The sequence below is a fragment of the Paenibacillus terricola genome, assembly GCF_014779765.1.
Lineage (GTDB): Bacteria > Bacillota > Bacilli > Paenibacillales > Paenibacillaceae > Paenibacillus_T > Paenibacillus_T terricola.
The window spans coordinates 1,553,744-1,567,033 of record NZ_JACXZA010000001.1 but is presented as its reverse complement, the minus strand read 5'-3'; the positions used below and the strand labels follow the sequence as shown (position 1 = coordinate 1,567,033).

The 13,290-nt window shown below is 50.2% G+C and carries 15 protein-coding genes; 5 read left to right on the top strand and 10 right to left on the bottom strand.

Going from position 1 to position 13,290, the window contains the following annotated elements:
* The first annotated feature begins 135 nt into the window (after positions 1–135).
* Positions 136–1,401: a voltage-gated chloride channel family protein gene (locus H8B09_RS07025; protein WP_191202848.1), complete on the top strand. Its 1,266-nt coding sequence runs from the start codon at positions 136–138 to the stop codon at positions 1,399–1,401.
* A 68-nt stretch (positions 1,402–1,469) separates the two neighbouring features.
* On the opposite strand, the gene H8B09_RS07020 is transcribed toward H8B09_RS07025, so the two are convergent.
* The 7 genes from H8B09_RS07020 to H8B09_RS06990 all read right to left on the bottom strand — a co-directional run bounded on the left by H8B09_RS07020 (position 1,470) and on the right by H8B09_RS06990 (position 7,295).
* The gene (locus tag H8B09_RS07020; RefSeq protein WP_191202684.1) at positions 1,470–1,835 is read right to left on the bottom strand and encodes a hypothetical protein; all 366 of its coding nucleotides are present in this window, start codon (positions 1,833–1,835) and stop codon (positions 1,470–1,472) included.
* An 89-nt stretch (positions 1,836–1,924) separates the two neighbouring features.
* Complete coding sequence (locus H8B09_RS07015) at positions 1,925–2,278, bottom strand: ArsR/SmtB family transcription factor (protein ID WP_191202683.1); 354 nt, start codon at positions 2,276–2,278, stop codon at positions 1,925–1,927.
* Between the two features lie 6 nt (positions 2,279–2,284).
* Positions 2,285–2,716, bottom strand: a complete 432-nt coding sequence (locus H8B09_RS07010) for an SRPBCC family protein (protein WP_191202682.1) — start codon at positions 2,714–2,716, stop codon at positions 2,285–2,287.
* Positions 2,717–2,897: 181 nt separating this feature from the next.
* Positions 2,898–3,191, bottom strand: a complete 294-nt coding sequence (locus H8B09_RS07005) for a hypothetical protein (RefSeq protein WP_224753291.1) — start codon at positions 3,189–3,191, stop codon at positions 2,898–2,900.
* A 233-nt stretch (positions 3,192–3,424) separates the two neighbouring features.
* Entirely contained in the window at positions 3,425–4,519 is a 1,095-nt protein-coding gene (locus tag H8B09_RS07000) for a M24 family metallopeptidase (protein WP_191202681.1), read from the bottom strand.
* A gap of 30 nt (positions 4,520–4,549) precedes the next feature.
* Positions 4,550–5,599 carry a M42 family metallopeptidase gene (locus H8B09_RS06995; protein WP_191202846.1) on the bottom strand — a complete coding sequence of 350 codons (1,050 nt, stop codon included), beginning with the start codon at positions 5,597–5,599 and terminating at the stop codon, positions 4,550–4,552.
* Between the two features lie 268 nt (positions 5,600–5,867).
* A complete protein-coding gene (locus H8B09_RS06990; protein ID WP_191202680.1) occupies positions 5,868–7,295 on the bottom strand; it encodes a serine hydrolase domain-containing protein in 1,428 nt (475 codons plus the stop codon).
* A gap of 354 nt (positions 7,296–7,649) precedes the next feature.
* Here H8B09_RS06990 and H8B09_RS06985 point away from each other — a divergent pair, with 354 nt between their 5' ends.
* Positions 7,650–8,423, top strand: a complete 774-nt coding sequence (locus H8B09_RS06985) for an MBL fold metallo-hydrolase (protein ID WP_191202679.1) — start codon at positions 7,650–7,652, stop codon at positions 8,421–8,423.
* A 10-nt stretch (positions 8,424–8,433) separates the two neighbouring features.
* Here the strand turns inward: H8B09_RS06985 and H8B09_RS06980 are convergent, their stop codons facing one another.
* Positions 8,434–9,216, bottom strand: coding sequence for a metallophosphoesterase (locus H8B09_RS06980; RefSeq protein ID WP_224753290.1), 783 nt, complete (start codon positions 9,214–9,216; stop codon positions 8,434–8,436).
* Positions 9,217–9,287: 71 nt separating this feature from the next.
* A complete protein-coding gene (locus H8B09_RS06975) occupies positions 9,288–9,761 on the bottom strand; it encodes a thiol-disulfide oxidoreductase DCC family protein (protein ID WP_191202678.1) in 474 nt (157 codons plus the stop codon).
* Positions 9,762–9,986: 225 nt separating this feature from the next.
* On the opposite strand from H8B09_RS06975, the gene H8B09_RS06970 reads away from it, so the two are divergent.
* Complete coding sequence (locus H8B09_RS06970) at positions 9,987–10,526, top strand: hypothetical protein (RefSeq protein WP_191202677.1); 540 nt, start codon at positions 9,987–9,989, stop codon at positions 10,524–10,526.
* Positions 10,527–10,612: 86 nt separating this feature from the next.
* Here H8B09_RS06970 and H8B09_RS06965 read toward each other — a convergent pair whose 3' ends face one another.
* Entirely contained in the window at positions 10,613–11,698 is a 1,086-nt protein-coding gene (locus tag H8B09_RS06965; protein ID WP_191202676.1) for a lactonase family protein, read from the bottom strand.
* Positions 11,699–11,878: 180 nt separating this feature from the next.
* On the opposite strand from H8B09_RS06965, the gene H8B09_RS06960 reads away from it, so the two are divergent.
* Together H8B09_RS06960 and H8B09_RS06955 are read left to right on the top strand one after the other, a co-directional pair.
* The gene (locus H8B09_RS06960; protein ID WP_191202675.1) at positions 11,879–12,526 is read left to right on the top strand and encodes an HAD-IA family hydrolase; all 648 of its coding nucleotides are present in this window, start codon (positions 11,879–11,881) and stop codon (positions 12,524–12,526) included.
* A 42-nt stretch (positions 12,527–12,568) separates the two neighbouring features.
* Entirely contained in the window at positions 12,569–13,138 is a 570-nt protein-coding gene (locus tag H8B09_RS06955) for a PCYCGC motif-containing (lipo)protein (protein ID WP_224753289.1), read from the top strand.
* The last annotated feature ends 152 nt before the right edge of the window (positions 13,139–13,290 follow it).

The window sequence follows — 13,290 nt, the reverse complement described above, 5'->3', positions numbered from 1 at the left end:
ACCTTTCACATACGAACATTTCGCATACGAAGTATTTTACTCAAACTAGAGTAGGTCGTCAATCCATTTTTCGTGCTATACTTTTGCCAGAAGCAGAAGTTTATTGGTGTCAAGGAGCGACTTCGATTGGGAAAAATGATGGACAAGAGCATGAATTGGCTTCGCTGGTTAATCATTAGCGTTGCCGTCGGATTACTGGGAGGGACTTCCTCCGCACTGTTCCTGTACGGACTTGAGCAGGTCACATCCGCACGCGAACACTCCCTCTGGCTGCTCTGGCTGCTGCCTGTAGGCGGCGCAGTAATCAGCTGGTTGTATGCTGCCTACGGAGCCTCCGCTGCCAAAGGCAACAACTTACTTATTGAGCAAGCCTACGGTGATCAATCGTATGCCCGCGTCCCGTTCCGAATGGCGCCGCTCGTATTGATCGGCACATGGACGACCCACCTGTTCGGCGGATCTGCTGGCCGCGAAGGAACTGCCGTTCAGCTCGGTGGCAGCTTGGCTGAGCAGTTCGGGGCGAGAATGAATCTAAATCCGCAGCAGAGGAGCATGCTCCTGCAATGCGGTATTAGTGCCGGATTCGGCTCCGTGTTCGGAACGCCGATTGCTGGCGCCATCTTCGCTGTCGAGCTGCTTGCCGCACACCGGAACTGGCGGAATCGCTTCATCGCGCTTATACCGTGTTTGATTGCGGGCTGGACAGGCGATTATGTCACGAGAGCTTGGGGAATTCGACATATTCAGTATTCGCTCGGTCAATTGCCTTCATTCTCTCTTCAATTATTGGCACAGATCGCTGCAGCTTCTATCCTGTTCGGCCTCGCGGCACTGCTATTCAGCGAGTTGACGCATGTGTTGAAGCAGCGATTCGCTGCTTGGATTCCGAATGCGCCACTTCGCGCTGTCGCGGGCGGTATTCTAATTATTGTACTGGTCTATGCACTGGGCACTCGTGATTATTTGGGACTGAGTCTCCCGCTGCTAAGCCACTCGTTCGAGGAAGCTGTTTCACCAGCAGCTTTCGCACTTAAGACCTTATTCACTTCGATTACACTAGGAGCAGGTTACCAAGGCGGCGAAGTGACGCCGTTATTCGTCATTGGTTCAACGCTTGGCAGTGCGCTCGCGGGGATTTTCCATATTTCCGTGCCCCTGCTCGCAGGTATAGGACTAGTGAGTGTCTTTAGCGGTGCAGCCAATACGCCATTTGCTTGTTTCATTATGGGTCTGGAGTTGTTCGGCACAGAAGGTGCGCTGTACTTGTTCATCGGTTGTATGATCAGCTACGCATGCTCTGGCCACGCTAGAATTTACCGTTCGCAGCGATATGGCTGGGTGAAAGCATCGCTTCCTTGGGTGAAGAAGAACACCGTACGAGAAGCTGCTGCTAAGCAGTAAAGCTAACTTTGGGCCAATGAAAGAAGAGCAAGCCGGCGGAATGAACCGCGAGCTTGCTCTTCTTTCTTTTACAACGGGATACGATACTGCGATTGATTCTCTACAATGTTCTCCCCTTGCTGATAAACCCATTGAAAATGGTATTGCGTTCCTTCATACCCGGTCCGCTTCTTAATATCAGGCGCAATCACATCATCCAACCGATCGAGTATCGTCTGCTGAATCGTCCGAAGCCGCTTCTCGTTGCTCTCCGCAAGCTGCTCAGCTGCTTCTTCAGAAGGCGCCGTCTGAAGAAAATAAGCAATTGCAATTTCCTTGTCTGTCAGATCCTCCGGCAGTGGCGAACCCGAACCCCGGAACACTTCTTGTACCGTATTCAGCCAATCACGATACAAATCCATCGTCACATCGTATACATGCGGATATTCGCTCATGTCCATCTCTCCTTCAAGCCACACAAATCCAGTCGTCATCAGCATAATACGGCCGCGGGCGATCAATCAACCCTAGATTTTGGCCATTATTATTCTTCATGATCGTCAGAAGATTCCACATAGCGCTGAAGAGCGAGCATTTTGTTATCCCAGAATCGATCATAATAAGCAAGCCAACGCTTCAGTTCTTGGAGCGGCGCTGGTTCCAGCCGATAGCGCGTCTCGCGTCCTACCTTTCGCTCGGTCAGCAGCCCGGCATCCGTTAGAATGCGCAAATGTTTCGAAACAGCCGTTCTCGACATCGAGAAGTGACTAGAGATGGTCGTAACGGGCATTTCTTCATCGCCTAACATCTCAAGCAGCTTACGCCGCGAAGGGTCGGCAATCGCTTGGAACACGTCTATTGCCGGCTTCGCATCGGGAGTGGGCTTAGCCTGTCCCATTCACGCTTAACCCTGTTCGATAACGCTAGTGAACTTCTTCATGATGCCATCCCAGCCTTGCGCCATATGCTCGCGAACTTGTGCATGAGGCTGATTGAATTCCGTAACCGCATCTAGGCTCCATCCGCCGTGTGTAAGCGTAAAGGTGGTTTTGCCGTCTTGTTCCGCGAGGTCGAACGAAAGCGTCCAGTCTTTGCCCCAACGAAATGCTAGACGATATGGCGGTTCCACTTCGGTTACTTTGCAAGGCGACATGCCGAATTGACCTGCATTCAGTTCGAATTCATAACCTACAACTGGCTCGAAGCTTGTTGGAGGCATGAACCACGAAGCAATCCCTTCGGCGGTCGAAACGGCTTTCCATACTTTCTCGATTGGGGCATTCAATACAACATTGCGTACTACATCAGGCAGTTGCTGCGAGTTTGTTTGGCTCATGATAGAATCTCCTATTCATTCGTTATTCGTTATTCATTGGATTGTCATCGAAAATTATGAAACCTTAAGGTTTCACATCGGAGTATATGACACCTTAAGGTTTCATGTCAAGCTGTAAAATATACATAAGAGAACCGTCCTTCCAGTTGGAAGAACGGTTCTCTTATGTATATTAATCCATCTAATTAAGTGAGGCAGCAAATGATCCAATGATGACAACGAAGAGAACGATATAGAGGACGAGAACAATCAATGCCATCAACAATGCTGCTTTAAAATAATTCGCTTTGTTCGGATTCGCATTGCCGCCGAACGCCCATACAAACATCATAATGATATTCACGATTGGAATAATCATGATCAAGCTAGCGATAAGCCATTCTTTGACGGAGACTACTTCCGCCACGTTTGGTTTCTGATAATTCACATTGTAATTCGTTGTTTCTTGGAATTGTGGACCCTGTTCAGTATGCATGTGTTGTAAAATCCTCCTAGTGATAATTATGTAAAATAATCCCTTGTACATTATACGTAATATTCCCGACAAAATCCAACATTAAATTCACATAAAAGTCACCATAACTAAACTCTAATATCTTGACATTAATTGAATTACTATAATTATTCGTTTTCTAGAGCAAAAAGAACCACCAGTTGCAGAACAACGCCTCTGCTACTGATGGCTTATTTAGAACCTTTTCTTTTCCCCTATACACCGATAATCGTCAGTTCCTTCGGAAACGTCGTCAGCGACTCCGCTCCATCATTCGTGATTAGCACATCATCTTCGATGCGAACACCGCCGAGATTCGGCACATAAATGCCCGGCTCGACCGTAACGACCATTCCTGGACGAAGCAGATCGGTATTGGCGCCATGAAGCGAAGGATATTCATGGATATCCAACCCTATCCCATGCCCAAGCCGATGCGTGAATAGTTCTCCGTATCCACACGATTCAATATGACGTCTCGCAGCAAGATCGGCTTCCAACATTGGAATACCTGGTTTCAACGCTTGAATCCCCAATTCATTCGCCTTCAACACCGCAGCATAGATTCGCTTCAATTCATCTGAGATTTCGCCGACAGCGAATGTACGGGTAATGTCCGACACATAACCATCTGCATAGACTCCCATATCGAACAGCAGCAGTTCCCCTTCGGCGATGCGGCGATTGCCCGGTGAACCGTGAGGCAATGCTGAATTCGCACCTGCTAGCACGGTCGTATCGAACGACGGTCCTTCTGCGCCGACCTTTCGCATCCGGAAATCGATGTCTGCCGCAATTTCCAGCTCGGTTACTCCTGGCTTCACGAGAGGCAGCGTTTCGCGAAGCACTTGCTCAATGAGCTGCACCGCATGCTTGATACGTGCAACCTCATCTGCCGATTTGACCGCACGCATAGCAAGCAGCGCATCATCAATGCCGGACAGCGATGCCTGCGGAAGCACGGATTTCAATCGTTCGAATTGCGATACGGTTACGCGCTCCTTCTCAATCGCGAACGTACCCGTGACTGACGTGCCCAGCATACCGGCGAGAATAGCATAAGCATCGTCCGTATCTCGGTGCGATTCTATTCGATCAACTGACGCAGAGGCTTCAGCCCCTGCCCGATCTAACTGTGGAACGAGCAGCTTCGATGTACCATCTGATGTAACGATCAGAGCGAGCAGGCGCTCATGCGGATCACTGCGAAACCCGCTCAAGTAGTACACATGCTTCGGATTCGTAATTATCGCAGCTTGGATCGATTGATCCGCCAATTGGGATGTTAGCTGTTGCAGCCGATCATTCATCGTAATCTCACCTTACCTTCTTCTCTACTGTTAGTCCAAAATATAAGCAAGCAGCAGCGCAGCCGTATTCACAACTGCATCCGCATGCGTCCGTTCCATTCCGTGAGACGCGTGAACGCCTGGTCCGATAAGAGCCGCACGAATATTGCTTCCTCCTCGCAGAGCTGCGGAAGCATCCGAGCCGTAGAACGGATAAATATCGACAGCGTAAGGCATTCCTTCCCGCTTCGCCAGTTCAATCAGCTTCGATGTCATCCCATAATCGTAAGGTCCTGACGAATCTTTGGCGCAGATGGATACATCCCGTTCTGTCGTGCTCAAATCATCACCAATTGCGCCCATATCAACCGCAATCATCTCGGTAATATCAGGTGATACATAGGCGCTGCCGTGACCAACTTCTTCATAGGTCGAGATGATGATATGAACCGTTCGAGACGGCGTGCGACCTTCTCGCTTCAGCCATTCCAGCAATCCGAGCAGAGCAGCGACACTCGCCTTATCGTCCAAATGACGTGATTTTACAAGTCCATTCGGCAGCATCCTTACGCGAGGGTCCCATGAAATGATATCGCCGGGCGCAATTCCTAAGTTCTCGGTATCACTCTTCGAATCAACAAGCTCGTCAATCCGAATAGCCATATTTGCCTCGTCGCGCTTCCAATCGCGCGCATCCGAATATACATGAACCGAAGGTTTCGTTGACAACACGGTTCCTTCATATTGCCGACCATCCCTTGTATGTATAAGACAGTACTCGCCTTCCACCGTCTGCATGGCATATCCGCCGATCGGCGTAAAGCGAATCGTGCCATCCGATTTGATCGAGCGCACCATCGCCCCGAGTGTATCAACATGTGCAGTAAGTGCGATAACGTTCGTATCAGTTTCACCCGGGATGACGATAACGCCGTTCCCTTTGGGCGAACGCTGCATCGTATATCCTAGACGGGTCACTTCCAAGTTTACAAGCTCCATGATCGCCATACAAAATCCGCTCGGACTAGGCGTTCGCAGCAAGCGATCGAGCATGTCCAATATATAAGCACGATCTAGCGCAGCAGCATAACCATTGGTCATCTGGATCATCACCTCATTAAGCTTTTTCGTACTACTCATTTCGTGAACAGATGGTGGATTGCCGGACCAACTGCCGATGATCCCTCTATGTCCTATTATACTCGATCGGCCGCATCCGAATCTGATGTTTCAATTTGTCCGCAAAACAATAACGCCAGCCGTCTGCGCAATCGCACAAGTCGCTGGCGTCAAGCCTTAGGATATCCGGCAGCCGTGCGTTTCACAGCTCGCCGTAGTCATCTCAATCTATACAACCTTATAGCGAGGATCAAATCGTACCTAATACGGTGTCATCCTCGTCTTTCCATCCGAACAGCGGCCACGACACGTTGCGACGAATATGAAGCGCAATGCCTCCCTCGGCCTTGCGAATCGTAACGGTTCGGCTGAACGGCGTCCACACCTCATGCTGAACCAGCTTCAGTTCACCTGCAGCGTTCCACTGTGCCCTGCCTGCAGTCGACTTCAGTCGTTCCCCTGCATACACCCACTGATCAATCCCGTATGCGTATTGCTGCCCGCCATCCTTACCGGTTACCGATGCAACAATACGATCCTCATGTTCGGTTAGTTGAATCGTCTCCCAACCCGCCAGATTGGGTTCCAACTGATAGTTCGTACCATATTCAATATAATTCTGCTTCACTCCTGCTTCACCAAGGCGTACGCTAAGCGTTAGCTCTGCGATACGATCCAACAGCTCTTGATGTGCTTCTTCATCGGCAGGCAGCGAATCCTCGCTGATAGCTGGCAGCAGATGCTCCCATACCGCATTCAGCGCCTTCTGTTCGCCCCAATCCGCAGCGTTCAATGCAACGAGCATGTTATGCGACGGGATGATGATGCATTTTTGACTATAGAGTCCTGAGAATCGATAGGCATCAAATCGGCAACGCCATAGCTGATAACCATAACCCGTCTCCCAATCATTGTTCGGATCCGTGCCATTGCTGACTTGGAGTGCCGAGGATGCATCGATCCAGCTCTCCGCAAGCAGACGCTGACCATTCCAGTTCCCCCGCTGCAAGTACAACAGCCCAAGCTTCGCGACATCCTCCAGCTTGATGCACATTCCAAAGCCTCCAGCAGGATAGCCGCCCGGCAGAATCGCCCACTCCGCAACTTCGATGCCTAGCGGCTCAAGCAGACGCGGAGCAAGAAAGGCTTGCAGCGACTGACCGCTCACGCGCTCCACGATGACACCAAGCATATGCGATGCTCCGCTGTTATAGGCAAAATGCGTACCTGGCTCATACGGAATCGGTGTTTCGAGAAACTTCCGGATCCAATCGCCGCCTTGCGCAATGGTCTCTTCTGTCGGATCGCCCGTATGACCCGTCGCCATTGCAAGCAGATCATGAATCGTCATGGCAAGCAAACGCTCGGACGGTTCTGCCGGAAGCTCATCGGGGAAATAGGAAACCACTTTGTCGTCTATCTGAAGCAGCCCTTCTTGTACGGCTAGTCCGACAGCAGTCGAGGTAAAGCTCTTCGTAATGGAGAAAATAAGATGAGGCAGCTCCGCCGAATACGGCTCCCACCAGCCTTCGGCAGCGACGCTGCCATTGCGTATAACCATGAAACCGTGGATTTCCAGCGCATCACGCTTCAGCGCATCGAGAAAAGCAGAAATCGCTTGGCTCGGAATACCTGCCTGCTCAGGTGTCGAACGAGGCAAACGGATCGATGATGTCATAGGGAAGGAAACCTCCTGTATCGTCGTGTAATGGAATGAATATGTCTTATTTCACTATAAGTTCTTGTTCACCTCTATAAACATATCACATCTGAGGAACGATCGGTCGACTGCAACTATGATATTAGAGAACGATCAACATAATGATTGGGTACGTGTTAGAGGCATCCATCAGACACAAAATTGGTTGTATGTCCTGCCGGTGTACTTGTTTTTCTGTATTGACAAATAATTATTTTTGTGTTATAATAAAATATTTTTCTATTTACATATGTGTCATTCGCCTTTAAGATAGGAACACGCATCAGGCTTACAGCTTCTCATGCGACGAATCGATCTAGGAGGGTAATGCATATGCAAGTAACGAATGGCGTTTATTTGGCGGCAGTGACGACTAGCGCAATGGGGAAACCGGACACGGTTTATCCTGTACTTCTTGCGGATGACAAGGATGCTGTATTAATTGACGCGGGATATCCGGGAAGGCTTGCAGACTTGCAACAGGGGTTCGAGAATGCAGGAATCGAGATCGCTAAGCTCTCTCAAGTCATTGTAACGCATCAAGACATCGATCATATCGGCGGTCTGCCTGCACTGTTGGAGTTCGCGAGGAATCAGCGGAGTGTTGAAGTATTGGCGCATTCGCTCGAGAAGCCGTACATTCAAGGGGACAAACGTTTGATTAAAGTTACCGATGAGGTGCTCGAGAATCTGGACGCAGTGATGCCGCCAGGGACGCCCGAAGCATTCAAGAAGGCCTTCCGGGCATTATTCGAATCGCCGCCAAGCGCACAGGTCGATCGGACCATTAAGGATGGCGATCGACTGCCAGCTTGCGGCGGCATTGTCATCATCGAGACGCCAGGACATACGCCAGGGCATATAAGCTTGTACCACGAACCTACACGCACCCTGATTGCTGCCGATGCATTGGTTGTCGTAGACAATCAGCTTAGACCATCTTTCCCCCATACTTGTGTGGATTATGGGCAAGCCGTGCGTTCACTGGAACGATTCGCAGATTTTGTGATTGATCGTGTCATCTGTTATCACGGCGGAGTTTACGAGTCTGATAATATAAACCGCCGAATAGCTGAACTAGCTGCAGAGGCTCCATCCATGAAGTAGGTTTGAGACTCTACAGCTCATGCAGCGTAACTTCACAGTTTATGAACAACCTAGCATTCGGGGATGTCTGACCCATCCCTCTCGAGATATAGATTGGACAGCCGCCATACCAGTGCAGCCCTTTAATGATTCCGCTTGCTGCTAATATACCCTTGTTAATGAAACGAAACAGCGGCGGGACGTTGAATTGCATCCCGTGAAAATGTCCCGCCATCAAATAACGAAATTGAGGCTTCATCCATAATAAAATATTCGGATCATGCGTAATGACGACAACCGGCTCTTCCACCTCTACCTTAGCGAGAGCCTTCTCTATATCGCTCTTCTTCGAGCCATAATCGTCGATGCCGACTAGGCGGAATTTGCCATCGATAAGAACTGAATCATTAAGCAATACCGTGAATCCAGCCTGCTCCAGGATCGAGATAAGCCGCAAGCGTTCCGGTTCTGCCAATCGGTAATCATGATTGCCGAGCACGGCGTATACGGGAATGCCTGCCTCACCGATAGCTTCGGCATAACATTTCACTTTCGGCAGATGTTTCGCTTTCTGTGTGAAGTCACCGGTTACGCATATGTAATCCGGCTGCTGCTGCTTAATGATTCGATTAATTCTTCGAGCCGATATACGTGTAAATTCCACATGCACATCGCTGATTTGGAGCACCCGAATGCCCAGATTGGCGGAAGGTACCCGTACACGCTCCAGCTTAAGCCATTGCGTCGGTACAATCAACAACACATAAGCGATTAACACAATAGCAACAACAATGATTGCAGTTACAAGCCACAAAACAGGCCTCCTCCTTCCTTCTCCTTCATTAACACATTGGAAGGCGGCTTAAGCAGTCCTTAACCAAGCAATTATGCATGCTTCTTCGTTTCAATCAAATGGTGCAGCGGCTCTCCGTCGTCGATGAAGCGCTGTCTGCCTGCTGCTGTCGGCAGCATACAGATATCCGCTTGCCCGAACATCCGATAGCGGATCTTTGCGATCCATGAATAGCCATAATCGCGTATGGGTGCGGGTAGAACGATCGCTGCATATAACAACGGCCACAGGCCGCCAAGTCTTCGAAATACACGCAATGCAGCACCAGATTTGGTGTAGACCCGTCCGCCTTCCATAAGCACAAGCGAATCGAGCTTCTGCGCATCCATACCAGCATGGGCTAGCAGCTTGCTGCCAATTTCCGATTGCAGCGCAGCAATTCGGAACCGCTGGCGCTTATCCCGACGAACAGCAAACTTGGTCATGCCGTGACACAAGGCGCAATCGCCATCCACCAGCAATATAATCGGCATACGATCTTGGGTTTGATTCGGTTCTGTCACCATGATGATCGCCCCTTAATAACCTGCACAATTTCTTTCCATCCTAGCATATTTAAAGGCGTTTGCAAGCGGCTATGATAGGTCAAGAACGTAATATCTCTGGTCCATGGACGAATTTCGAGAGCTGGATCAAGAATCAATGCTTATTCATTGGTCATATTTGGTCTTCTATCGCTTCATGTGCTATAATGACAGGCAATTCTACTACCTGATTGCCGGAGGAAATTCATGCTTACTTTTGAACAAAAGTTGTCGATTATCGAGTCATTCCCACAACTGCAGCGTAATGATGTATCGCTGGGACGCATTAATTTCCAATACGAAGAAAGTGTCTATGATCGAAAAAATATCGTCTACCATCTTCACCCGAACGGAAATGGTTTCGTCTATGCCGGACTTCTGAACGATCCGCGCAAAGATGCCAAAGGGCTCGTCAACATTCGTGACCTCGATGCCGATGAGCTGCATGCGCTGCTCTCCCAGTCGATCGCATCGCTGAGCGAGTTGACGGATTCGCCTGAAGCGCTCGCCATCACGCCGAAGCCGCCTAAGAAGCCGAAGGAAGAGCCGGCTGCAACTGAACTGGATGCGCCGGATTCCTTGCAGCAGCTGTGGCAGGATAAGAAAGGCAATACGCTCGTCCTTCGCTACGAAGATGATGCAGAGCTGTGGTATATCTGGGCACTGGATGCGCTGGACTGTGCGTTCGAGACTGAAGCAGAATCGGTTGAGTATCTGACCGAGGAAGGCTTCCGCCGCGTCAAATAATAAGTTAGGGGTTGTCCCTTACGGTTCTATGAACCGTAGGAGACAACCCCTTGTTTGTTCGAAGCGAGTTGTACCCGCTTCCTATCCTAATAATACGTTGGCAATACGCAGACCGGCTGCGAAATCGACAAGCTGTTGCCTGTAAACGTCAGCTCGCCGCTGTCCCGATTGACGCGGAACACCGCGATGTTATTCGTGTCGCGATTAGCAGCAAGCAGATGGCTGCCGCTAGGTGTCAGAGCGAAGTGGCGCGGATGGCCGCCTTCGACCGAAATATATTGAATCGTCGACAGCTTGCCCGTTGCTGCATCAATCGCATACACAACGATGCTGTCGTGGCCGCGGTTCGAGCCGTAGACGAAACGTCCATCCTTCGAGACCGTGATCTCTGCGCAGGTGTTCTCGCCTTCAAAACCTTCAGGCGGCAGTGTCGACAGCGTCTGGATCTCAGTCAGAGCACCATTATCTGCATGATAGGTGAAAGCTGTTACCGTCGAATCCACTTCGTTGATGACATAAGCATAAGGAGCTGTCGGGTGGAATGCGATATGGCGCGGGCCGCCGCCCGGGTGAATAACCGTCTCGCCTTGCGGCACAAGCTTCTTCGCATCGCGATCGATCGAATAAATACGGATCCGATCAAGTCCAAGGTCCTGCACGTATAGGTATTTGCCGTCTGGGCTGAACATCGACGAGTGCGGATGCGGACGATCTTGACGTTCAGGATGAACGCTGCTGCCTGCATGCTGCTGCACATCAAGCTGCTCGCCAATACGACCATCTTCCGTTAGGGCGCTGAGGCCAACCATGCCGCCATGGTAGCTTGCTACCGTTATGTACTCACTATTGGCATCCCGTTGGATGTGGCAAGTAGGTGCACTTACTGTAAATTCGCGGTTCAGCTGTGTAAGCGAACCGTCCGCTGGCGAGATTGCGTATGCGACAGCCTCACCATTTTTGCTGCCATCGGCATTCTTGCCTTCCGTAATGGCGTAGAGACGATTACGAGCTGCATCAACGTTTAAGAACGTCGGATTCTTCAAGCCGCTGTAGCCATGCAGCTGAGTAAGCTGCTCCGAGCTTTCATCGAATTGAAGCACGTATACACCATTCGAATCCGCCTCTGCGTACGAGCCGACGAACACGAGCAGTCTGGATTGTTCATTCGTCATTATGTATTCTCCTCCTAATCCCTTAAAGCCAGTTAACTCTTATCTTCCTGATTATATAAGGAGACTCCATAAGAAACAAATGAAAGCGTGCGAAAGCTTCAATGTTTATACCCGTCATGATATGATAAGACGCGTATGAAACGGAGTCCAATTAACAGCTTTTAGGAGAGTTCAACGATTATGTCTAACAGCGATAATAAAGATACAGCTGCACGTTCTGTGAGAGTTCAACTTATTCTGGACGTTGGCGGTGTGCTTTTGTCAAATCTGACACCAACGTTCTGGACACAGCTTGTTGAACGTACTGGTGTGGATTATTCTGAAATCCGTTCACGATACAAAAGCGAAGTTCGCGATGACCTGTGGTCAGGCGCCGTAGAAGAACCGCAGTTCTGGAAGTGGATGAACCAATACTGCCCTTCTCTTACGGAGGAAGATGGTCGTACCATGATTATGGACAACCTCGTGCCGCTGCCTTCGCTGGAGCGGCTCGTACAATGGAAACAGCTCGCTGACTTACATATCCTGAGCAATCATCGGACAGAATGGCTGGATCCGAAGCTTGCCGATTACGCCCAGCATTTCACGAGCATGACGGTATCAAGCCGCGCCGGCTCCTTCAAACCGAATGTGAGCATCTATCAGCACGCAGTTGCTGCAATCGGCGACGCGGAAGGTCCGATTCTGTTCATTGATGATTCTGCGAATAATCTCCAGCAAGCCGAGTCTCTTGGCTGGTCTGTATTGCTTGCCGATCAAGCCGGCGAATGGATGGACAAAGTCGAATCCACTATGCAACATTTACTCGAAAATTATAAATCAGAATGACTTTGAACTCCGTTCAAAGATCCTGATGTCAGGAGGAGTAAAATGAACGACTATCGGAACCCCCGTAAATATACGATGACGTTCCTCATGACTGGCGTCGTATGCGCCGCATTGTTGTCTGGCTGCGGGAGCAGCGACAGCAAACATGCAGGTGAAGCTGTTGATGGAACAAAGGCAAGTCAACCCACTGAAACGCATGCTGGGCATGTACATACGGAGACGACGCAGCTTGCTAACGGCGATGTTCAGGAAACGACAGCATCGTTAGACGTACTCCCTTCTTTCCTCGATGGACAGTCGGAGAAAGTAGTGCTCGCCTATCAAGCAGCTGCGATTACGCGTGACACGCTTGCATGGATTCCATGCTATTGCGGCTGCGGCGGCAGTGCTGGACATGAAAGCAACTTGAACTGCTTCATTGCCGAAGTCAATGAAGATGGTTCCGTTGTCTGGGATGACCACGGGACGCGCTGTGATGTATGCGTGAATACCGTGCTGCAGACTGTTCAGATGAAGCAGGAAGGTAAGTCCGTGAAGGAGATTCGCACAGCTATCGATGATGCATACCGAGTCGGGTATGCGAAGCCGACGGCTACGCCGATGCCTGCGTAAGATTTTTCTACCCACCCAAACCCTCCCTGCAAGGGAGGGCCCCCAGGGTTTCCAACCCCGGGACCCCGGAAAGACTGGTCTATGTACAGTTGAGCATCTCCTCGCTTACGTCCCTGCGGGACACGCTTTACGTGCGAGGAATCTAGGAGTGG